General features: G+C 72.8%; 19 protein-coding genes and 3 tRNA genes. 2 read left to right on the top strand and 20 right to left on the bottom strand.

The features are described from left to right. Nucleotides 1-8: 8 nt before the first annotated feature. From leuS to FHR36_RS17730, 4 genes are all read right to left on the bottom strand, one after another. Nucleotides 9-2,882, bottom strand: coding sequence for a leucine--tRNA ligase (leuS, locus tag FHR36_RS17745; RefSeq protein ID WP_253798300.1), 2,874 nt, complete (start codon nucleotides 2,880-2,882; stop codon nucleotides 9-11). Between the two features lie 260 nt (nucleotides 2,883-3,142). Further along, nucleotides 3,143-4,432, bottom strand: a complete 1,290-nt coding sequence (locus FHR36_RS17740) for an NsdA family TPR-like regulatory protein (protein WP_253798297.1) — start codon at nucleotides 4,430-4,432, stop codon at nucleotides 3,143-3,145. Between the two features lie 103 nt (nucleotides 4,433-4,535). After that, nucleotides 4,536-4,608 (bottom strand) — tRNA-Ala (locus FHR36_RS17735). 65 nt (nucleotides 4,609-4,673) lie between these two features. Next, the gene (locus tag FHR36_RS17730; protein WP_253798294.1) at nucleotides 4,674-6,143 is read right to left on the bottom strand and encodes an MFS transporter; all 1,470 of its coding nucleotides are present in this window, start codon (nucleotides 6,141-6,143) and stop codon (nucleotides 4,674-4,676) included. A 101-nt stretch (nucleotides 6,144-6,244) separates the two neighbouring features. Between FHR36_RS17730 and FHR36_RS17725 the strand changes: the two genes are divergently transcribed. Then, nucleotides 6,245-7,141, top strand: coding sequence for a helix-turn-helix transcriptional regulator (locus FHR36_RS17725; RefSeq protein WP_253798292.1), 897 nt, complete (start codon nucleotides 6,245-6,247; stop codon nucleotides 7,139-7,141). A gap of 60 nt (nucleotides 7,142-7,201) precedes the next feature. On the opposite strand, the gene FHR36_RS17720 is transcribed toward FHR36_RS17725, so the two are convergent. The 8 genes from FHR36_RS17720 to FHR36_RS17685 all read right to left on the bottom strand — a co-directional run bounded on the left by FHR36_RS17720 (nucleotide 7,202) and on the right by FHR36_RS17685 (nucleotide 11,567). Further along, a tRNA-Ala gene (locus tag FHR36_RS17720) sits at nucleotides 7,202-7,274 on the bottom strand. A 36-nt stretch (nucleotides 7,275-7,310) separates the two neighbouring features. Continuing rightward, nucleotides 7,311-7,383: transfer RNA gene (locus FHR36_RS17715), tRNA-Ala, on the bottom strand. 109 nt (nucleotides 7,384-7,492) lie between these two features. Further along, nucleotides 7,493-8,140 (bottom strand): histidine phosphatase family protein, encoded by a 648-nt coding sequence (locus FHR36_RS17710; protein WP_253799387.1) that lies wholly within the window; start codon nucleotides 8,138-8,140, stop codon nucleotides 7,493-7,495. Continuing rightward, nucleotides 8,137-8,577: a ribosome silencing factor gene (gene rsfS, locus FHR36_RS17705; RefSeq protein WP_253798290.1), complete on the bottom strand. Its 441-nt coding sequence runs from the start codon at nucleotides 8,575-8,577 to the stop codon at nucleotides 8,137-8,139. The genes FHR36_RS17710 and rsfS overlap by 4 nt, the downstream gene beginning before the upstream one ends. A 51-nt stretch (nucleotides 8,578-8,628) precedes the next feature. Next, the gene (locus FHR36_RS39930) at nucleotides 8,629-10,413 is read right to left on the bottom strand and encodes an LCP family protein (RefSeq protein WP_253798288.1); all 1,785 of its coding nucleotides are present in this window, start codon (nucleotides 10,411-10,413) and stop codon (nucleotides 8,629-8,631) included. A 16-nt stretch (nucleotides 10,414-10,429) separates the two neighbouring features. Beyond that, nucleotides 10,430-11,056 carry a nicotinate-nucleotide adenylyltransferase gene (gene nadD / locus FHR36_RS17695; RefSeq protein ID WP_253798286.1) on the bottom strand — a complete coding sequence of 209 codons (627 nt, stop codon included), beginning with the start codon at nucleotides 11,054-11,056 and terminating at the stop codon, nucleotides 10,430-10,432. 74 nt (nucleotides 11,057-11,130) lie between these two features. Beyond that, nucleotides 11,131-11,280, bottom strand: coding sequence for a hypothetical protein (locus FHR36_RS17690; protein WP_253798285.1), 150 nt, complete (start codon nucleotides 11,278-11,280; stop codon nucleotides 11,131-11,133). 140 nt (nucleotides 11,281-11,420) lie between these two features. Beyond that, nucleotides 11,421-11,567: a hypothetical protein gene (locus tag FHR36_RS17685; RefSeq protein ID WP_253798283.1), complete on the bottom strand. Its 147-nt coding sequence runs from the start codon at nucleotides 11,565-11,567 to the stop codon at nucleotides 11,421-11,423. A gap of 172 nt (nucleotides 11,568-11,739) precedes the next feature. Between FHR36_RS17685 and FHR36_RS17680 the strand changes: the two genes are divergently transcribed. Next, complete coding sequence (locus FHR36_RS17680) at nucleotides 11,740-12,786, top strand: M48 family metallopeptidase (RefSeq protein WP_253798282.1); 1,047 nt, start codon at nucleotides 11,740-11,742, stop codon at nucleotides 12,784-12,786. Between the two features lie 37 nt (nucleotides 12,787-12,823). Here FHR36_RS17680 and FHR36_RS17675 read toward each other — a convergent pair whose 3' ends face one another. The 8 genes from FHR36_RS17675 to rplU all read right to left on the bottom strand — a co-directional run bounded on the left by FHR36_RS17675 (nucleotide 12,824) and on the right by rplU (nucleotide 20,109). Next, complete coding sequence (locus FHR36_RS17675) at nucleotides 12,824-13,891, bottom strand: SCO2583 family membrane protein (RefSeq protein ID WP_253798280.1); 1,068 nt, start codon at nucleotides 13,889-13,891, stop codon at nucleotides 12,824-12,826. 89 nt (nucleotides 13,892-13,980) lie between these two features. Next, nucleotides 13,981-14,556, bottom strand: a complete 576-nt coding sequence (locus FHR36_RS17670; RefSeq protein WP_253798278.1) for an SCO2584 family spore wall biosynthesis protein — start codon at nucleotides 14,554-14,556, stop codon at nucleotides 13,981-13,983. An 83-nt stretch (nucleotides 14,557-14,639) separates the two neighbouring features. Continuing rightward, entirely contained in the window at nucleotides 14,640-15,944 is a 1,305-nt protein-coding gene (locus FHR36_RS17665) for a glutamate-5-semialdehyde dehydrogenase (RefSeq protein WP_253798276.1), read from the bottom strand. A gap of 85 nt (nucleotides 15,945-16,029) precedes the next feature. Then, nucleotides 16,030-16,524, bottom strand: coding sequence for a DUF8830 family protein (locus FHR36_RS17660; protein ID WP_253798274.1), 495 nt, complete (start codon nucleotides 16,522-16,524; stop codon nucleotides 16,030-16,032). A gap of 69 nt (nucleotides 16,525-16,593) precedes the next feature. Next, nucleotides 16,594-17,730: a glutamate 5-kinase gene (gene proB / locus FHR36_RS17655; RefSeq protein WP_253798272.1), complete on the bottom strand. Its 1,137-nt coding sequence runs from the start codon at nucleotides 17,728-17,730 to the stop codon at nucleotides 16,594-16,596. Nucleotides 17,731-17,945: 215 nt separating this feature from the next. Continuing rightward, a complete protein-coding gene (gene obgE, locus FHR36_RS17650) occupies nucleotides 17,946-19,418 on the bottom strand; it encodes a GTPase ObgE (RefSeq protein ID WP_253798270.1) in 1,473 nt (490 codons plus the stop codon). A gap of 101 nt (nucleotides 19,419-19,519) precedes the next feature. After that, on the bottom strand, nucleotides 19,520-19,777 hold the full coding sequence (gene rpmA, locus FHR36_RS17645; protein WP_014135732.1) for a 50S ribosomal protein L27: 258 nt from the start codon (nucleotides 19,775-19,777) through the stop codon (nucleotides 19,520-19,522). 14 nt (nucleotides 19,778-19,791) lie between these two features. Continuing rightward, nucleotides 19,792-20,109, bottom strand: a complete 318-nt coding sequence (gene rplU, locus FHR36_RS17640; RefSeq protein ID WP_253798267.1) for a 50S ribosomal protein L21 — start codon at nucleotides 20,107-20,109, stop codon at nucleotides 19,792-19,794. Between the last annotated feature and the right edge of the window lie 179 nt (nucleotides 20,110-20,288).

The raw sequence follows: 20,288 nt of genomic DNA, 5'->3' as shown, positions 1-20,288 counted from the left end.
GGCCGGGCTCAGCCCGTGACGATGTTGACCAGCTTCGGCGCGCGGGCGATGACCTTGCGCACCGGGGCGTCGCCGATCGCCGCGACGACGGCCGGGTCGGCCAGGGCCAGCGCCTCCAGGTCGGCGTCGCTGATCGACGGGGCGACCTCCAGACGGGCCTTGACCTTGCCCTTGATCTGGACCACGCAGGTGACCGTCTCGTCCACCACGTACGCCGGGTCGGCGACCGGGTAGTCGGCGAAGGCCAGGGACTGCTCGTGGCCCAGGCGGCGCCACAGCTCCTCGGCGACGTGCGGTGCCAGCGGGGCGACCAGCAGCACGATCTGCTCGGCCACCGCGCGCGGCGTGGAGCCGCGCTTGACCAGGTGGTTGTTCAGCTCGATCGCCTTGGCCACCGCGGTGTTGAAGCGCAGGCCGGCCATGTCGCCGCGCATGCCGTCGATGGTCTTGTGCAGGGCGCGCAGGGTGGCCTCGTCCGGCTCCTCCTCGGTGACGACCAGCTCGCCGGTGGTCTCCGAGACGATGTTGCGCCACAGGCGCTGCAGGAAGCGGAAGGAGCCGACCACGGCGCGGGCGTCCCACGGGCGGGAGACGTCCAGCGGGCCCATCGACATCTCGTACAGGCGCAGGGTGTCGGCGCCGTACTGGTCGGCGAACTCGTCCGGGGCGATGGCGTTCTTCAGGGACTTGCCCATCTTGCCCGCCTCGCGGCGGACCTTCTCGCCGTTCCAGAAGAACTCGTCGTCGATCTCCTCGACCTCGGCGGCGGGCACCGGGAAGCCCCGGTCGTCGCGGAACACGTCGGCGGTGATCATGCCCTGGTTGAACAGCTTGTGGAACGGCTCGACCGAGGAGACGTGGCCCAGGTCGTGCAGCACCTTGTGCCAGAAGCGGGCGTACAGCAGGTGCAGCACCGCGTGCTCGGCACCGCCGACGTACAGGTCGACGCCGCCCGCCGGCTTGTCGGCGGTCGGGCCCATCCAGTACGCCTCGTTGGCCGGGTCGACCACCTTCGCGCTGTTGACCGGGTCGACGTAGCGCAGCTCGTACCAGCACGAACCCGCCCAGTTGGGCATGGTGTTGGTCTCGCGGCGGTAGGTCTTCACGCCGTCGCCCAGGTCCAGCTCGACGCTGACCCAGTCCTCGTTGCGGGACAGCGGGGTCTTCGGGGTGGAGGCGGCGTCGTCCGCGTCGTAGGTGTGCGGCGAGAAGTCGTCCACCTCGGGGACCTCGACCGGCAGCATTGACTCGGGCAGCGCGTGCATCGCGCCGTCCTCGTCGTAGACGATCGGGAAGGGCTCGCCCCAGTACCGCTGGCGGCTGAACAGCCAGTCGCGCAGGCGGAAGTTGACGGTGCCTTCGCCGATGCCGCGCTCGGTCAGCCAGGCGGTGACCCGGGCCTTGGCGTCGACGACCCGCAGGCCGTCCAGTGACAGGTCGCCCTGCGCGGAGTTGACGATGACGGAGTCGTAGGTGTCGAACGCGTCGTCCCACGCGGCCGGGTCCTCGCCGCGGCCGTCGGTGGGCTCGACCACGCAGCGCATCGGCAGCCCGAAGGCGCGGGCGAAGGCGAAGTCGCGGTGGTCGTGCGCCGGGACGGCCATGATCGCGCCGGTGCCGTAGCCCATCAGCACGTAGTCGGCGATGAAGACCGGGACCTGCTCGCCGCTGACCGGGTTGGTCGCGTACGCGCCGGTGAAGACGCCGGTCTTGACCTTGGCCTCGACCTGGCGCTCGACGTCCGACTTGGCGGCGGCGGTCGCGCGGTAGGCGGCGACGGCCTCGGCCGGGGTGGCGGCGCCGCCGGTCCACGCCTCCGGGATGCCGGCGGGCCAGGCGGCCGGCACGACGGTGTCGACCAGGCCGTGCTCGGGGGCCAGCACCATGTAGGTGGCGCCGAACAGGGTGTCCGGGCGGGTGGTGAAGACGGTGATGTTGTCCTCGCCGACGGCGAAGTCCACCCGGGCGCCCTCGGAGCGGCCGATCCAGTTGCGCTGCTGCAGCTTGATCGCCTCGGGCCAGTCCAGCAGGTCCAGGTCGTCGATCAGGCGGTCCGCGTAGGCGGTGATCCGCATCATCCACTGGCGCAGGTTGGACTTGAACACCGGGAAGTTGCCGCGCTCGGAGCGGCCGTCCGCGGTGACCTCCTCGTTGGCCAGCACGGTGCCCAGACCGGGGCACCAGTTGACCGGCACCTCCTTGGCGTACGCCAGGCGGTACTCGCTCAGCACCTCGTCGCGCTCGACGCCGGACAGCGACGCCCAGTCACGGCCGCCGGGGACCTCGCGCTCGGAGGACTCGAAGGAGGCGATCAGCTCGGCGATCGGACGGGCCTTGCCGGCCGCCTCGTCGTACCAGGAGTTGAAGATCTGCAGGAAGATCCACTGGGTCCAGCGGTAGTAGTCCGGGTCGATCGTGGAGATCGAGCGGCGCGAGTCGTGGCCCAGGCCCAGGCGGCGCAGCTGGCGCCGCATGTTGGCGATGTTGTCCTCGGTGGAGACCCGCGGGTGGATGCCGTGGGTGACCGCGTACTGCTCGGCGGGCAGGCCGAAGGCGTCGTAGCCCAGGGTGTGCAGCACGTTGTGGCCGGTCATCCGCTGGTAGCGGGCGTACACGTCGGTGGCGATGTAGCCCAGCGGGTGGCCCACGTGCAGGCCGGAGCCGGACGGGTACGGGAACATGTCCATGATGAAGCTGTGGGGCTTGGCGGTGACGTCCGCGCCCTCGGCCAGCGGACCGGCCGGGTTGGGCGCGTTGAACGTCCCCTCCTTCTCCCACAGGTCCTGCCAGCGGGACTCGATCTCGGCGGCCAGCGCGGCGCCGTAGCGGAAGGGCTCGGTGGCGGCCTCGGCCGCGCCGGAAGCAGGGGTCGTCTCGCTCATGGTCCTTCAGGGCTCCATCGTCGTCAGTCGCGAACAGCGGAATCAGTCCGGGAAAGCAAAAAACCCCTCGCAGGAGGGGTCGCCACGCTGACTCCGGCCATCCGGCCGGTCCTGGTCAGCGCGGCCGGCTAAGGAGCAGGCACGCGGTTCGCATGGGCTCAGGGTACCGCAAGCCCCACCGCACCCTCCGCGCTATTCCACCCCGCCGCGCACGGCCGCCCTGCCTGCCCCGCCGCTCATGCCGGACCGCCGCAGCGCCGCTACTCCACCCGCACCGCCGCGTCGAACTCCCGCAGCGCCCGCGCCACCCGCGCCGACTGCATGCCGGCCGCCAGCCGCCGCGCCTCGTCCGCCGTGCGCGCCGCGTCCTCCCGCTCGCCGGTGCGCCGGAAGGAGTCCGCCAGCCGGACCATCAGCAGCGCCTTCGCCCGGGCCCGCTCCGGCGACAGCGCGGAGATCGCGTCGGCCAGCAGCCCGCGGGCCCGCTCGTGCTCACCGAGGAACAGGTACGCCTCCCCCACCATGCCCTCCAGGTCGGCCCGCTCCTGGACGTGCCCCTCCGAGCCGTCCAGCGCCCCGAACGCCCGCTCGGCGACCGCCTCGGCGCTGATCTGCTCGCCCTTCCTGCCGTGCGCCCGGGCGATCCGGCCCAGCTGCAGGGCGCGCTCACGCGGCGTCAGCACCTCGTCCGCCGCCCGCAGCGCGGTCGACAGCATCGCCACCGGATCCAGGCCCCGGCCGCCGGAGTTGTACGTCGCCTGCACCGCCAGGCAGCCCACCACGCTCACCCCCAGCCGCGGGTCGCCCGACACGTGCGCGGCCCGCAGCGCGGCCACGAACGCCCGCTGCGCCGCCGCGTCGTTGCCCAGGTCGTAGTTGGCCCAGCCGACCAGCTTCGCCAGCCGGCTCGCCGCGCCGTACAACTCCCGGCCGAGCGGTTCGTCGTACGAGCCGAGTTCCAGCAGCTTGGCCACCATCGCCAGCTCGGCCTTGGCCAGGTCCAGGATCAGCCCGCCGCCGTAGCTGCGCTCCAGGCGCTGCTTGGAGTCGTACGACAGCCGCAGGTCGGCCAGCTGCTCGGCGGCGATCCGCAGCGCGCCCTCGCCGCCGGTGACCTCCGGCGGCGGGGAGGCCCAGTGGCGGGCGGCCTGTTCCAGCTCGTCGCCGCGGAACAGGTCGGTGAGCCGTACCGGCGCCGCGTCCGCGCCCGCCTCGCGCAGCGCGGTCTGCGCGGTGTCCGCCGTCCACGGGTCGGTCAGCAGGCGCGGCGAGAGCACCTTGGCGCCGCGGTTGGAGCCCATCTGGCCCCACAACTGCTCGTAGGTGACGGCGATGCCGACGGCCCGGCCGAGCACCTCGCAGACCGTCTGGTCGTGCGGCGAGCGCGGCACCATGCCGCGGTCGCGCCACTTGTACGGCGCCGTCGAGCTGATCGCCAGTCCCGGCGGCAGCGCCGCGCTCACCTCGCGGGCCAGCCGTTCCGGGCTCCACCCGAGCTGGTGGAGTATCCGGGCCAGCTCCTCGTTGCGCTTCCGCGCCAGATCGGCCATGCCACGACCGTAGCGGCCCGTGTCGGGCGCCCGGTAGGTCCCCCCGGCTCCCGGACAACGCCGAAGGCCGCCACCCGAGTGGGTGGCGGCCTTCGAACTGGGGTGGAGCTATGGAGAATCGAACTCCAGACCTATTGCATGCCATGCAATCGCTCTACCAACTGAGCTATAGCCCCTTGTCGCTGTCCCCGGCGTTTCCCCCGGCGACATCGACAACTGTACACGGTCGACGGCCTGCGCCCTAATCAGTTCCCGCCGTGCCCGGGCGGGGTCGGGAACGGGTCGCGCGGCTGGTCGCCAGGGCCGACACGGCGGCCAGCACCAGGGCTCCGGCGATGGCGGCGACGGTGGTCCACAGCGCCTGGCCGGACACCTGCGGGGTGGCCGGGAAGCTGACGCGGCTGAGGAAGACGGTGCCGAGCACGGCCACCCCGACCACCTGGCCGAGCTGGACCAGGGTGACCAGGACGCCGCTGGCGTCCGCCGCGTCCGCCGGGTCGACCCGGGCGAGGGCCCGGCCGAACAGCGGGCTGTACGCGCAGCCGGCCACCAGGCCCAGCGCCGCCAGCACCGCCTCCGGGGCGAGGCCGATCTCCCCGCCCCCGCGCAGCATCAGTCCCACCGCCAGGTAGGCCGGCGCGACCAGGGCCAGCGCCAGCACCGGCAGCGCCCCGTGCAGCCTGGCCGGCAGGCGCTGCCAGTGCAGGCTGGAGAGGCCGAAGCCGACCGCGACCGGGGCGGAGAGCAGCCCGGCGCGGACCGCGGAGTGGGCGAGGCCCGCCTGCTGGTGCAGCGCGAAGGCGAACAGGAAGCCCGCGAAGCCGGCCATCACCAGGAAGACCGACACCGCCGCGGGCAGCAGGCCCGGGGCGCGCAGCACCCGCCCGGGGATCAGCGGCTGGCCGCCACGGGCCGCGATCCGCCACTCCACCACCGCGAAGCCGGCGAACAGCACGCCGCTGGCGGCGAGCATCGCCCAGCCCCAGGCGGGCCAGCCGAGTTCGTGGCCGAGCACCAGCGGCACCACCAGCAGGCCGATCGCCAGCGCCAGCACCACCAGGCCCGGCAGGTCGAAGCGCCGCGACCGGTCGCCCGGGGTGGCGGGCAGCAGTCGGCGGCCGGCGAGCAGCAGGGCGATGCCGATCGGGACGTTCACCAGGAAGACCGGCCGCCAGCCGGTACCGAACAGGTCGGCGCTGACCAGCACCCCGCCGAGCACCTGGCCGAGCGCCATCCCGCCGGCCAGGACGGCCGAGTACAGGCCGAGCGCCCGGGTGCGGGCGGCCCCGGTGAAGGTCCGCTGGACCAGGCTCATCACCTGAGGCACCATCAGGGCCGCGCCGACGCCCTGGAGCAGGCGGAAGGCGATCAGCGCCCCGGTGCCGGGGGCCAGCCCGCAGGCCAGCGAGGCGGCGGTGAAGCCCGCCAGGCCGTACTGGAAGACCCGGCTGTAGCCGTGCCGGGCGCCCAGCCGGGCGCCGGTGATCAGCAGCACCGCGTAGGCGATGGTGTAGCCGGCGATCACCAGTTGCAGGGCGGCGCCGGAGGCGTGCAGGTCGGTCCGGATGGTGGGCACCGCGACGTTGACGATGGCGACGTCGAGCACCGCCATCAGCTGGCCGGTCAGGATCAGGGCGAGCAGCCGGCCGGGGCGGGCGGCCGCCGCCGGCTCGGCCCGCCGGGTGGCGGGGCGGGTCTGAAGGTCCGTCATGGATCCATCCTCCGCGCCCGCGAATACTGGTGGTTAGAGCCTGCCGATCCTGGTACCGACAGCACCCGGCAGGCGCGGCGGCGATCCGCCAGGATGGGGGGATGAGCGTGATCGAGGGGGCCGCACGCCCGCACCGGGAGCAGCGACAGGAGAGGCGGGCCGAGCTGTCCGCCTTCCTCAAGGCCTGCCGGGCCCGGGTCCGACCGGAGGACGTCGGGCTGCCGCCGGGGCCGCGCCGCCGTACGCCGGGCCTGCGGCGGGAGGAGGTGGCGCAGCTCGCCGGGGTCGGGGTGACCTGGTACACCTGGCTCGAACAGGGCCGGCCGATCAACGCCAGCGAGCAGGTGCTCGCGGCGGTGGCCCGCACGCTGCGGCTGGACACCGCCGAGCGCGACCACCTGTTCCGGCTCGCCGAGGTGCGCACCCCGCAGGACGGGCCGGCCTCCCCGACCCTCGACCGGACCTCCCAGGTGATCCTGGACGCCCTCAGTCCGCTGCCGGCCGCGATCTGCAACGGCCGGTTCGACATCCTGCTGCACAACGCCGCGTACGACGCCCTGTTCCCCGGCGCGACCCGGCCGCGGGGCCCGGGCGGGCGGCGGAACTCGATGTGGTGCGCCTTCACCGTGCCGGACTGCTGCAACCCGTTCCTCAACCGGGACGCGGAGCTGCCCCGGATGGTCGGGGTGCTGCGCGGCGGGTACGGGCGGCACGTCGGCGAGCCGGCCTGGGAGGAGTTCCTGCGGGACCTGTGCGAGGCCAGCCCGGCCTTCCGCGAGCTGTGGGCCCGCCAGGAGGTGGCACCGCCGCGGAACGCCCGGAAGGTGTTCCGGCACGCGGCGGTGGGCGAGCTGCGCTTCGAGGCGAGCTACCTGACCATTCCGGCGGCGCCCGAGTGCTACCTGGTGGTCTACACGCCGGAGAGCGCGCTGGACCGGGAGCGGATGGAGCGGCTGGTGGCCGGCGAGCGGGTGCCGCCCGTGGACCACGTGCACTGAGCCCCGGAAACACCGGAGGCCGCCACCCGGATTCGGGCGGCGGCCTGCGCGGAACTGCTGTGGAGCTATGGAGAATCGAACTCCAGACCTATTGCATGCCATGCAATCGCTCTACCAACTGAGCTATAGCCCCGCAACACTGACGACCACTCCGGTCATCGGTGCGGAGTGGAGCTAAGGAGAATCGAACTCCTGACCTATTGCATGCCATGCAATCGCTCTACCAACTGAGCTATAGCCCCGCAGTTCCGCGACTCCCGCTTTCCTTTTCGGTCTGCGTTCCTCGCTTGCGAACGAGGAAGACTCTAGCCGGTCGGAGCCGGAACTGTGAAATCGCGTCCCGGACGCCCCTCAGGTCTCGTCGCCGATGACCGGCTGCGGCAGGGTGCCGGCGTTGTGCTCGAGCAGCCGCCAGCCGCGCGAGCCGTGTTCCAGCACCGACCAGCAGCAGTTCGACAGGCCGCCGAAGCGCTCCCACTGGACGGGCTCCATGCCCAGCAGGCGTCCGATCATGGTGCGGATGGTGCCGCCGTGGCTGACCACCACGACGGTGCCGTTCTCGGGCAGCTTGTCGACCGCGGCCAGCACCACCGGGACGGCCCGGTCGGCCACCTCGGTGGCCAGCTCGCCACCACCGCGGCGGACCGGCTCACCCCGCGACCACGCCTCGTACTCCTCCGGGTAGCGGGCCCGGATCTCGGCGTTGGTCAGCCCCTGCCACTCGCCCGCGTACGTCTCCCGCAGGCCCTCGTGATGGTCCACCCCCAGGCCGGTGAGCCGCGCCAGCTCGTGCGCCGTCCGCCGGGCCCGTTTGAGGTCCGAGGAGACCAGCAGGTCGGGACGGAGGCCCGCCAGCAGCCGCGCCGCCCGGCGGGCCTGGAACACGCCCTGCTCGGTCAGCTCGATGTCCGTGGTGCCCTGGAATCGCGACTCCAGGTTCCACGAGGTCTGGCCGTGCCGCCAGAAGACGATGCGCGGCCCGGCCGCGGCGCGGCTCAGCTCTCGTCCCCGGCGGAGACCGCATTGCCGGCGGCGTCGGTGACGGCGCCCTCGGGGCGGTTGCGGGTGGCCAGCGCGTCCTCGGGCAGCGGCAGCTCGGGGCAGTCCTTCCACAGCCGGTCGAGGGAGTAGAAGGACCGCTCCTCGGAGTGCTGCACGTGCACCACGATGTCGAGGTAGTCCAGCAGGATCCAGCGGCCCTCGCGCTCGCCCTCCCGGCGGACCGGCTTGGCGTCGAGCTTCTCGCGGAGCTGGTCCTCGATCTCCTCCGCGATGGCGCGGACCTGGCGGTCGTTGGCCGCCGACGCGATCACGAAGGCGTCGGTGATCGACAGCACCTCGCTGACGTCGAAGGCGATGATGTCGTGGGCCAGCTTGTCGGCCGCCGCCTGGGCGGCGACGTTGATGAGGTCCTGGCTACGGTCGGTGACGGTCACGATGCTCTTCCGGGTCGCACAACGAATACGACTCCCAGGGTCTCATGCCTGTCACGGCGTTTTCGGCACCTGGTAGTCCTTGCCCACCACCAGCACCAGGTCCGCGTTCTGCGCGTCGGTGACCTTCTTCACCGCACTGTCGGGCAGTCCCAGGCTGGTGGCCAGGGCCTTCGCCGCGGGCTGCTTGGCGTCGTCGGCGTAGCGGACCTCGGAGGTCGCCTGCGGATTGGCCTTGGTGGCCGGCAGCACGTCCAGGCCGGCGTTCTGCACCTGGACCCCGGCCGAGGTGCCCGCGGCGTCGTTGCCCGAGGCGTTGACGATCGCGACCCGGGTGGTGCCGCCGGTGCCCTGGGCGTTCTGCACCGTGCCGCCGAGGATGTCCTTGACCTGGGCGCCGGCGGTGGCCTCGTCCAGGGTGCCGTCGGGGCGGGCCTGGAGCGTCGCGGTGGACAGGTGGCCGTCCTTGGCCAGCTGGGCGAGCTGGGCCAGCACGCCGGCCAGCGCCTTCTCCGGCAGCGAGGGGTCGGCGACCGAGTTCATCCGGTGCACGTCGTCGGTGGCCTGGTCGAGCGCGGTCGGCATGGTCCGGATCACCGCCTCCAGCACCTGGCCGAACCGCGCCATCTGGGCGTCCCGGCCCTCCCCCTGGGCCTGCAGGGTGGCGTACGCGACGGCGGCGGCGCCGTTCAGCAGCACCTGCTTGCCGGGCTGGGCCAGCACCTTGCCGTCCGGCTTGTTGTCCTGCCGCACCTCGGCATTGACGTCCACCCGCACCCCGCCCAGCTGGGCGACCAGCAGCTGCAGGTACGGGGTGTCCAGCCGCCAGGTGCCGGCCACCTTGGCGCCGAGCACCGTGGACAGGCCGTCGCGGGTCGCCGAGGGGCCCACCGCGTCCATCGCCTGGCCGACCGTGACGGTCGCGCTGTCGCCGCTGCTCGGCAGCTTCAGGGTGTCCGGCAGCAGCAGCACGGTGCCCTTGCGGCCCGACTCGTCGTCCACCAGCAGCGCGGTGGTGACCTTGCCGGTCAGGTCGCGCAGGTGGACCACGTTGACCTGGCGGCCGCCGACCGCCCGCGCCGTGGAGGTGCTCTCGTGCTTGGTCCACCACAGGTAGCCGCCGGTGGCGCCGCCCGCCAGGGCGAGCACCACCGCCGCGCCGATCAGCCGGTTCTTCAGCCGGCGGCGGCGCTCGGCCCGCACCTCGCTGCGCGACTCGGCGAACTTCAGCCAGTCGATGACGTCCTCGGAGTCCGTGGACTCCTCGTCGACGAAGGTGAACTCACCCGTGGTGTACGAGTCCGCGGCCGCCGCGGACCGCGCCGAGCGCCCGCCGACCTGCTCGGACGGCTCGTCCGGCACTGCGGCCGCCGGCTCGGCCGGGCGGGGGCGCGGCGGCGCCGCGGGTGCGGGCGCGGGCGCGGGCCGGGCGGGCGGCACGACCGGGGGCGCCGCCTGCACCGGCGGCGCCGGGGGCGCGACCGGCTGGGCCGGCTGCTGGTAGTAGGCCTGCGGCTGCTCGTACGGCTGCTGCTGGTAGTAGCCCTGTTGCTGGTAGTAGGCCTGCGGCTGCTCGTACGACTGCTGGTCGTAGGACTGCTGCTCGTACGCGTGCTGCTGCTCGTAGGGCTGCTGCTGGTAGTAGTCCTGCTGCGGCGGGTAACCGGGCTGCTGCTGCTGGTAGTACTGCTGCTGTTGCTGCTGGTGCTGTTGCTGCTGCTGCTGCGCGTACGGGTCGTAGCCCTGCTGGTACTGCTCCTGCGGGTACGGCTGCTGCTGCCGGCGGGGCTGTCCGCCGAACCAGCCCTCGTCCTCGGGGCCCCTGCGGTCTCCGGTCACGCCGTCCCTCCAGGGATCAGGGCTGGGCCGGCGCGTAGAGCGCCCGCTTGTGGATGTAACGGACCACACCGTCCGGCACCAGGTACCAGATGGGCTCGCCCTTGGCGACCCGCATCCGGCAGTCGGTGGAGGAGATGGCCAGCGCGGGGACCTCCACCAGGGAGACCCCGCCGACCGGCAGTCCGGTGTCCGAAAGAGTATGGCCCGGCCGGGTGCAGCCGATGAAGTGAGCGAGCTCGAAGAGTTCCTCGGAGGAGCGCCAGGAGAGGATCTGGGCCAGCGCGTCGGCTCCGGTGATGAAGAACAGGTCCGAGTCGGGGTGCAGGTCGCGCAGCTCGCGCAGGGTGTCCACGGTGTAGGTGGGGCCCTGGCGGTCGATGTCGATCCGGCTGACCGAGAACTGCGGGTTCTCCGCGGTGGCGATGACCGTCATCAGGTAGCGGTCCTCGGCCGGCGAGACCTCGCGCTCGGACTTCTGCCACGGCTGACCGGTCGGGACGAAGATCACCTCGTCCAGGTGGAAGGCGCTGGCGACCTCACTGGCGGCGACCAGGTGCCCGTGATGGATCGGGTCGAAGGTGCCGCCCATCACCCCGATGCGTCGCTTCGCTCCCGCGCGGACGGACTGGGCCTGCTCTCTCATGGCGCCACACCTTACGCGACCCGGATGACCGGGGGGAAAGCCCCGCTGCCGCGCGGGGCCCTCACCCGTCCGGCTCAGCGGTCGCGGTTGAAGCGGGTGGTCAGGAAGAGGAGCAGCAGCAGGATGAACAGCGCGGACCCGCCGGTGAGGAACGGGTTGAGGCTGTCGTGGTTGACCTCGCCCTCGGCGATGTGGGTGAGGGCGGTCAGGGCAGCAGTGCTCATGCTCGGCAGGACCTTCTCGGCTCGATGGAGACCAGTGGACTGAGGCCAGTGATGCGGGCCACGGTGGCCTGCTCGCTCATCGTACGGGGGCGCTCACCGCAACCGCTCGGCGGCCCTCCGCGTCCACCCCTGGTGGGGCCTCAGTTCTTCTTGCCGGCGCGGAGCAGGATCCAGGCCAGCAGTCCGACGCCCACGAAGGAGGCGATCAGGACGATCCGCAGGAAGAGCCCGGGGCCGGGCTCGTCGGAGATCGGTCCGGCCAGGTGGACCAGGTCGGCAGCAGTCATCGGGGCACTCCTTGTTCGTACGGCACAGCCAGGGTAGCCCCGCTTACGGGCCGCTCCGGGCGGCGCCCCCCGCGACAGCGGGGACGAGTACGGACCCACGGACGTTGGAGCCATCAGCAGCGGGGGCCGGCCGGGGAGCCGGTGCCGGCATCGACAGGGAGGTACGCGAGAGATGACCGACATGACCAAGGACGGCAGCACGCCCAGCCGGCGCCGGCAGCGCTTCCCGGAGATCTCCACCCGGGCCTGGGAGCACCCGGCCGACCGCTCGGCGCTGGTGGCGCTGCGCAAGCTGAGCGGATTCGACGACATCCTCAAGAAGCTGGCCGGCCTGGTCTCCGAGCGCAGCGTCCGACTGATGTACCTGGCCGGCGCGGTGAAGACCTCGGAGCGGCAGTTCCCCGAGCTGTTCAACATGGTCCGGGACGCCGCGTACGTGCTCGACCTGGAGAAGGTCCCGGACCTGTACGTGACCCAGGATCCGACGGTCAACGCCATGTGCATCGGCATGGACACCCCGGTCATCGTGGTCACCAGCGGCCTGGTGGAGCTGCTGGACGAGGAGGAGCTGCGCGCGGTCATCGGCCACGAGGTCGGCCACGCGATGTCCGGGCACGCGGTCTACCGGACGATGCTGCTGGTGCTCACCAACATCGCCACCCGGATCGCCTGGATCCCGCTCGGCAACCTGGCGATCATGGCGCTGATCACCGCTCTCAAGGAGTGGTTCCGCAAGGCCGAGCTCTCCTGCGACCGGGCCGGACTGCTCGCCGGCCAGGACGTCCAGGCCTCGATGCGCGGCCTGATGAAGCTGGCCGGCGGCCACTACCTGGCCGAGATGAACGTGGACGCCTTCCTGGAGCAGGCCGAGGAGTACGACCGCGCGGGCGACCTGCGCGACGGCGTGCTGAAGCTGCTGCAGGTGCTGCCGCAGACCCACCCGTTCGCGGTGGTGCGGGTGGCCAAGCTGAAGAAGTGGGCCGAGAGCGAGGAGTACCGCTCGATCATGGCCGGCGCCTACCCGCGCCGCGGCGACGACCCGGACGCCTCGGTCGGCGCGCAGTGGAGGGCCGCCGCCGACTCCTACTCGCAGTCCGTCAAGGACAGCAAGGACCCGCTGCTGGGCCTGCTGCGGGACATGGCCGAGGGGGTCGGCACGGTCGGCGGCAAGCTGCGGGAGACCTTCACCGGCGCCGGTACCCGTCGCGACGACGCCTGAGAGACAACGCCTGAGAGACGACGCCCGAGAACTCCGCTCAGCGGGCCGGCTGGCCGAGCACACCGCACACCTGCCAGGCGGCGGCGGTGTGGTCGGCCGGGTCCACGGCGGGCGGGACGGGCGGCGTCACGCCCGCCGCGGTGGCGAGAGTGGGCTGCAGGTAGCCGGCCGACTGCGCACCGCAGGAGGTCGGACCGGTCTGGGTCACCGCGTCCACCAGCCGCAGCCGGGCCGAGCCCAGGTCGGTGCGGTCCAGCTCGAAGCGCAGCTCGCGCCGCACGTACTGGAGGGTGACCGAGGGGTCGCTGGTGGTGCCGGCCGGCCGCAGGGCGTAGACGAAGGTGTGGTCGGTGGTGACCTCCAGGGTGCCGCTGTCGGCCTCGGCGACCTCGATGGCGCCCTTCGCCTGGACATTGCTGTCGGCCAGCGCCACCTGCCCGGGGTCGAAGCGGACCAGCCAGCCGGTGGCCGCGTGGTGCTGGTCGTCGCGGGGGCTGGTCACGCTGTCGTCGTACTGGGCCTGCTCCCCCGGGGTGACCAGGGCCCGCGCCTCGCCGGTCTCGCCCTGCACCAGGGTGGTCGGCGCCATCGCGGAGGCGACCAGGTAGCGCTGCACGGTGTCCAGCGCCCGGTTGACCTCGGAGCGGGTGAAGTGGGTGGTGGCCGAGCCGGGCGGGGTGCCGAGTCCGGCGGTGCCCTCGGCGTAGCCGGCCGGGAGGGCGGCGAACGGGTGCTTGGGGTCGGCGACCGCGGTGACCGGCGTGAGCGGGGCCAGCGCCACCAGGCTCTCGGTGAGCTGGTTGCCGGTGGGCGGGCTGACCTGGCGGTGCGGTGAGCTGATGCCGAAGTACACCGCGGCGGCGAAGGCCATCACGACCAGGAGCAGCAGGGCGACGGCCTGCCGGGGCAGGGTGCCGATCGGCCCCAGCCCGACCTTGGGTCGGGTCGCCCGCTGATAGTTGTTGCCGAGCCGCTCCCGGGCGGAGAGTTCCTGGATCCGGGCAGCCCTCACGAACGATTCGTCGAAGACGACGGACCGGAACTCGTCCTCGTTCCCGGAACCACCCTCGGGCGTACCCTCGGGAGGCTCGAGCGGGTCACCCATAACACCAGGGTAGACGCGGGCCGGGCGCGGTACGAGGGGCCGGGCTCAACCGGTCCGTCGCGCGGGGCGCGCGGGCCGTGCGGAGCGGCTCAACCGCTCCGCAGCGCGGCCACCGACGGGGCCGGCGGGCCGGGCGCGGTGCCCGCGCTGCTCGTCCCGCTCTCCGGCCGGCGCGGGGACTCCTCGGCGCCGCCGACGCCCCGGTAGATCGCGGCGACCGCGACGGCGACCACGCTGACGCCCATCACCACGGCCAGCACCCACGCCACCGGGCGGTGCCAGCGTTGCTGGGCCACCTGCCGGCCGTGCCCGGACTGCACCGGGTCGAACCCGACCCGGGGCCACCGGGAGCGCCGGCGGGCCCGCTCGCGCCCCGACCACGGGTCCGGGTAGAAGCAGTCGTCCTCCAGCCCGCTGGGCAGCGGCCGCAGCTCCAGCGGCAGGCCCTCGCCGGAGGTCGTCAGCTCGTAGCCCCGGCCGGGCCCGGCCGGATCCGGCTCGAACCGGGCCTCGGCAGCGGCGAGTTGCCGCTCCCGGGCGCTGGGTTCGTGCACGGCGGCGGAGCGGACGAAGGCCTCGTCGAAGACCACGGTGGCGAACTCGTCGTCCGCACCACCGTGGTCGGCGCCGTCGGAGTACGGCGAGCCCCCCACATCCTCAGCCACGGGATTCAGCGTATTACCGGGCGGGCGATTTGTCTGGGCCTCCGCACAGTTGATCCGGCAGCCGGGTGGCGGGGCCGGACCGGTCAGCCCCCGACGGTCTGCGTGGCCTCGCCCCGGACGTGCCCGTCACCAGTGACGATGTACTTCGTCGAGGTCAGCTCGGGCAGGCCCATCGGGCCGCGGGCGTGCAGCTTCTGGGTGGAGATCCCGATCTCCGCGCCGAAACCGAACTCACCCCCGTCGGTGAACCGTGTGGAGGCGTTGACGGCCACCGTGGTCGAGTCGACCAGCTGGGTGAAGCGGCGGGCGGCCGCCTGCGAGGTGGTCACGATCGCCTCGGTGTGGCCGGAGGTCCAGCGGCGGATGTGCGCCACCGCCGCGTCCAGCGAGGGCACCACCGCGGCGGCGATGTCGTACGAGAGGTACTCGGCCTCCCAGTCCTCGTCGGTCGCCGGGACGACGGTGGCCCCGGTGCCCTCGGCGGCCTTCAGCACCGCGTCGTCGCCGTGCACGGTGACCCCGGCCCCGGCCAACGCCGCCAGGGCGAGCGGCAGGAAGGTGTCGGCGATGTCCTGGTGCACCAGCAGCGTCTCGGCGGAGTTGCAGACGCTGACCCGCTGGGCCTTGGAGTTCAGCAGGATGCCGACCGCCATCGCCAGGTCGGCCCCGGCGTCCACGTACACGTGGCAGTTGCCGGTACCGGTCTCGATCACCGGGACGGTCGAGCCCTCGACCACGGTGCGGATCAGCGAGGCGCCGCCGCGCGGGATCAGCACGTCCACCAGGCCGCGGGCGCGCATCAGCTCCTGCACCGAGTCCCGGCTCTCGCCGGGAACCAGCTGCACCGCGTCGGCGGGCAGCCCGGCGCCCTCGACCGCGGCGCGCAGGACCTCGACCAGGGCGGTGTTGGAGCGGTACGCCGAGGCGGAGCCGCGCAGCAGCACCGCGTTGCCGGACTTCAGGCAGAGCGCCGCGGCGTCCACCGTCACGTTGGGGCGGGCCTCGTAGATGATGCCGACCACGCCGAGCGGGACCCGGACCTGGCGCACGTCCAGCCCGTTCGGCAGGGTGTAGCCGCGGATCACCTCGCCGACCGGGTCGGGCAGGCCGGCCACCCTGCGGACGTCCTCCGCGATGGCGGCGATCCGCTCCTCGGTGAGGGTCAGCCGGTCGATCACCGACTCGGCGGTGCCCGCCTCGCGGGCCCGGGCCACGTCCTCGGCGTTGGCGGCGGTGATCTCCGCGCCGCGCGCGACCAGCGCGTCGGCGATCGCCAGCAGCGCGGCGTCCTTGACGCCGCGCGGCAGCGGGGCGAGCCCGGCGGCCGCCTCCCGGGCACGGCGCGCGGCGGCGAGAACGGGGCTGTCGGTGGCGGTGAGGTCGCTCATGCGCCAAGGGTAGCGATTCGCGGGCGCCGGACCGGCGCCCGTTCCGACAGGTGGTCGGCGGCGGTGTCCGGAAAGGGCCCGGGCGTCAGCCGGGGAACGGGTGCACCGCGCCGAGCTGGGGCGGCGGGTCGCCGAAGCCCTCCGCCACCCGCTGGTGGTACGTGGCCCGGTCGACCACCTCCAGACCGACGATCTCCCACGGCGGTAAGTTCGCCGACGCCTTGTGCTCGCCCCACAGCCGCAGCGCGATGGCCGCCGCGTCGTGCAGGTCGCGGGCCTCCTCCCAGTAGCGGACCTCCGCGTGGTCGGCGGCGTAGCGGGCCGTCAGGAAGAACGAGTGGTCGTGCGCCAGGCGCTCCAGCCCGGCCCGCAGCTCGGCGAGCGGGGTGACCGGCCCGGCCACGCTGAGCACCACGTGCCACAGCCGTCCCTGCTCCGGGGCCGCCTCGTCCTCGTCCTGCCGCGGGCGCAGCTCCCGGACCCGGGCGGCGTCCGCCCCGGCGGCCCGGCCGCCCGCGATGCTGGTCAGCCGGCGCTCGGCCCGCTCCCCGGACAGCGCTTCCTCCCGCCTGCGTCCCACCGGCGGCCTCCTGTTCGGCGACGTCTCCGCGGGCCCGACCGGCCCCTCTGCCCACCCCTTCGGGCCCCGTCAGCCGCGCAGGACCACCAGGTCGTCGCGGTGCACGACCTCGCGTTCGTACGCGGCTCCGAGCTCCTGGGCCAGCTCCCTGGTCGAGCGGCCGAGCAGACGGGGCAACTCCCTTGCATCAAAGTTGACCAGTCCGCGGGCGACGATGTGACCGTTTTCACCAAGAAGGTCGACCGGATCACCCGCCGTGAAGTCGCCCTCCACCCGGGTCACGCCGGCCGGCAGCAGCGACGCCCCGCCGTGCACCACGGCCGCCACCGCGCCGTCGTCCAGGACCAGCGCGCCGCGCGGCGTCGAGGCGTGCTCCAGCCACAGCAGCCGGTCCGCCGAGCGGTTGCCGGTGCGCAGGAACAGCGTGCCGGTGGGCCGGCCGGCCAGCGCGTCCGCGGCGTGGCTGGCGGCGGTCAGCACCACCGGGATGCCCGCGCCGGTGGCGATCCGGGCCGCCTCCACCTTGGTCACCATGCCGCCGGTGCCCACGCCCGCCTTGCCGGCGCTGCCGATCTCCACGTGCGCGATGTCGTCGGCGCCGCGCACCACCTCGATCCGGCTGGTGCCCGGCTTGCTCGGGTCGCCGTCGTACAGGCCGTCCACGTCGGACAGCAGCACCAGCAGGTCCGCCCGCACCAGATGGGCCACCAGGGCCGCCAGCCGGTCGTTGTCACCGAACCTGATTTCGGCGGTGGCGACGGTGTCGTTCTCATTGACGATCGGCATCGCGCCCATCGTCAGCAGCTGGTCCAGCGTGCGGTACGCGTTGCGGTAGTGCGCGCGGCGGCTGGCGTCCTCGGCGGTCAGCAGCACCTGGCCGACCCGAATCCCGTACCGGGCGAAGGACGCGGTGTAGCGGGCCACCAGCAGGCCCTGGCCGACACTGGCGGCCGCCTGCTGGCGGGCCAGGTCGCTCGGGCGCTTGGCCAGGCCGAGCGGGGCGAGGCCGGCCGCGATGGCACCGGACGAGACCAGGACGACCTCCGGCGCGTCCGGGCGGGCCAGCACCTTCGCCAGGGTGTCCACCAGCGCGTCCACCCGGTCGGCGTCCAGGCCGCCGGCCTTGGTGGTGAGGGAGGACGAGCCGACCTTGACGACGATCCGCCGTGCGGTCAGGACCTCCTGCCGCAGTGTCTGATCCGCCATCGGCCCCGACCCTTCGCGTAGTTCTCCGGGGGCAATTTACGCGATCCGGGGCACCCCTCCGCACCGCGTTTCACCGTACGAACGAACGACAGGGGCGCGTGGGGGCACCTCCCGGCCGAAGGCTGGGGGAGAACTGCGCGCCCAGCCCTGCACTCACGCAGAGCGATGGCCGGTCGCGCAGTTCCCCGCGCCCCTGAAAAGTCAGCCCGACGTTCTCAGTAGTCCTCGTCGCCCTCGATCGCCTGGCGGCCCGAGCTGAGCGCCTCGAACTCGAGGTACTCCTGCTCCGCCGAGTCGCGTCCGCGCTGCTTCTCGCGGCGGCGGTCCACCGCGGGACGCTGGGTCTCGAAGCGGTGGTCCTCGCCGCGGCGGCCGAGCATCTCCGCGCCGGCGGCCATGGTGGGCTCCCAGTCGAAGACGACGGCGTTGTCGTCGGGGCCGATGATGACGGTGTCGCCCTCGGTCGCGCCGACCTTCCACAGCTCCTGCTCGACGCCGAGGCGGGCCAGGCGGTCGGCGAGGTAGCCGACGGCCTCGTCGTTGGCGAAGTCGGTCTGGCGGACCCAGCGCTCGGGCTTGGTGCCGCGGATGCGGTAGGCGCCGTCCTCCTCGGTGATGGTGAAGCCGGCGTCGTCCACCGCCTGCGGGCGGATGACGATCCGGGTGGACTCCTGGACCGGCTTGGCGGCGCGGGCGCCGGAGACGATGTCGGCGAGCGCGAAGCTCAGCTCGCGCAGGCCCTTGTGGGCGAGCGCGGAGACCTCGAAGACGCGGTAGCCGCGCTCCTCCAGCGACTCGCGGGTGAGGTCGGCGATGTCCTGGCCGTCCGGCACGTCGACCTTGTTGAGCGCGACCAGGCGGGGCCGCTCCTCCAGGCCGCCGTACTCGGCGAGCTCGGCCTCGATGGTCTCCAGGTCGGTGAGCGGGTCGCGGCCCGGCTCCAGGGTGGCGCAGTCGAGGACGTGCACCAGCACCTCGCAGCGCTCCACGTGGCGCAGGAACTCCAGGCCCAGGCCCTTGCCCTGGCTGGCGCCCGGGATCAGGCCCGGCACGTCGGCGATCGTGTAGACGGTCGAACCGGCGGTCACCACACCGAGGTTGGGGATCAGGGTGGTGAACGGGTAGTCGGCGATCTTCGGCTTGGCGGCGGAGAGCACCGAGATCAGCGAGGACTTGCCGGCGCTCGGGTAGCCGACCAGGGCGACGTCCGCGACGGACTTGAGCTCCATGACGATGTCGCGGAACTCGCCGGGCTCGCCGAGCAGCGCGAAGCCGGGGGCCTTGCGGCGGGCGGAGGCCAGCGCGGCGTTGCCGAGGCCGCCGCGGCCGCCCTGAGCGGCGACGAAGCTGGTGCCGTGGCCGACCAGGTCGGCGAGCACGTTGCCCTTGCGGTCGAGCACCACGGTGCCGTCCGGCACCGGCAGGACGAGGTCCTGGCCGTCGGCGCCGGTGCGGTGGCCGCCCGCGCCGGGCTTGCCGTTGGTCGCCTTGCGCTTGGGCGAGTGGTGGTACTCGAGCAGGGTGGTGACCTGGGAGTCGACGGTCAGGATGATGCTGCCGCCCTCACCGCCGTTGCCCCCGTCGGGGCCGCCGAGCGGCTTGAACTTCTCCCGGTGCACGGAGGCACAGCCGTGGCCTCCGTTACCCGCGGCGACGTGAAGTTCGACGCGGTCCACGAAGGTGGTCATGGGGGTGCCTCCAGTACGAAGAAAAAGGTGGTTCCTGCGGTAAAGCATGAAGGGTGAGCCGGAGAATTCCGGCCCACCCTTCAGTGTGAGTCTTTACGGACTCAGGCCTCGACGGCCACGATGTTGACGACCTTGCGGCCGCGACGGTTGCCGAACTGCACGGCACCGGCGGTCAGCGCGAACAGGGTGTCGTCGCCGCCACGGCCGACGTTGGCGCCCGGGTGGAAGTGGGTGCCACGCTGGCGGACGATGATCTCGCCGGCGCTGACGACCTGGCCGCCGAAGCGCTTCACGCCGAGGCGCTGGGCGTTCGAGTCACGGCCGTTGCGGGTAGAGCTTGCGCCCTTCTTGTGTGCCATTTCTCGTTATCCCCTTACTTGCTGACCGAGTCGATGCTGGTGATGCGCACCGCGGTGTGCTTCTGGCGGTGGCCCTGACGGCGGCGGTAGCCCGTCTTGTTCTTGTAGCGGAGGATGACGAGCTTCTCGCCCTTGGTCTGGTCGACCACCTCGGCGTGAGCCTTCACGCCGCCGAGCACCCACGGGTCGGAGGTGACAGCGTCACCGTCGACGACCAGGATGGTCGAGAGCTCCACCGAGTCACCCGGCTTGGCGTCAATACGGTCGATCTCCAGCACGTCGCCGACGGCGACCTTGTGCTGGCGGCCGCCTGCGCGAACGATCGCGTACATGCGGTACCTGCTTTCCTTACTCGGTCGGAGCTCCGGATGCCAGCCGCTGGGTACGGACACAGCGGCCTCCCCCTGACACCTTGCGGCGTCCGGGAGGTGATGTGCTCGGGAGCATGGCGTAGACACGCCGAGGGTCAAGAATACGGACCGGTCACTCCAGGAGCAAACCGGGCCGCCAC

Origin of the sequence: Kitasatospora cinereorecta (assembly GCF_024172095.1) — a bacterium.
GTDB classification, from domain to species: Bacteria; Actinomycetota; Actinomycetes; order Streptomycetales; family Streptomycetaceae; genus Kitasatospora; species Kitasatospora cinereorecta.
Note: the sequence above shows the minus strand (reverse complement) of the source record. Positions and strands in the feature narration are given on the sequence as shown.

Bases quoted from the DNA above. Each gene is read 5' to 3' on its own strand.
- leuS (WP_253798300.1), bottom strand. From the start codon at position 2,882: ATGAGCGAGACGACCCCTGCTTCCGGCGCGGCCGAGGCCGCCACCGAG.
- FHR36_RS17740 (WP_253798297.1), bottom strand. From the start codon at position 4,432: ATGGCCGATCTGGCGCGGAAGCGCAACGAGGAGCTGGCCCGGATACTC.
- FHR36_RS17730 (WP_253798294.1), bottom strand. From the start codon at position 6,143: ATGACGGACCTTCAGACCCGCCCCGCCACCCGGCGGGCCGAGCCGGCG.
- FHR36_RS17725 (WP_253798292.1), top strand. From the start codon at position 6,245: ATGAGCGTGATCGAGGGGGCCGCACGCCCGCACCGGGAGCAGCGACAG.
- nadD (WP_253798286.1), bottom strand. From the start codon at position 11,056: ATGAGAGAGCAGGCCCAGTCCGTCCGCGCGGGAGCGAAGCGACGCATC.
- FHR36_RS17690 (WP_253798285.1), bottom strand. From the start codon at position 11,280: ATGAGCACTGCTGCCCTGACCGCCCTCACCCACATCGCCGAGGGCGAG.
- FHR36_RS17685 (WP_253798283.1), bottom strand. From the start codon at position 11,567: ATGACTGCTGCCGACCTGGTCCACCTGGCCGGACCGATCTCCGACGAG.
- FHR36_RS17680 (WP_253798282.1), top strand. From the start codon at position 11,740: ATGACCGACATGACCAAGGACGGCAGCACGCCCAGCCGGCGCCGGCAG.
- FHR36_RS17675 (WP_253798280.1), bottom strand. From the start codon at position 13,891: ATGGGTGACCCGCTCGAGCCTCCCGAGGGTACGCCCGAGGGTGGTTCC.
- FHR36_RS17665 (WP_253798276.1), bottom strand. From the start codon at position 15,944: ATGAGCGACCTCACCGCCACCGACAGCCCCGTTCTCGCCGCCGCGCGC.
- proB (WP_253798272.1), bottom strand. From the start codon at position 17,730: ATGGCGGATCAGACACTGCGGCAGGAGGTCCTGACCGCACGGCGGATC.
- obgE (WP_253798270.1), bottom strand. From the start codon at position 19,418: ATGACCACCTTCGTGGACCGCGTCGAACTTCACGTCGCCGCGGGTAAC.
- rpmA (WP_014135732.1), bottom strand. From the start codon at position 19,777: ATGGCACACAAGAAGGGCGCAAGCTCTACCCGCAACGGCCGTGACTCG.
- rplU (WP_253798267.1), bottom strand. From the start codon at position 20,109: ATGTACGCGATCGTTCGCGCAGGCGGCCGCCAGCACAAGGTCGCCGTC.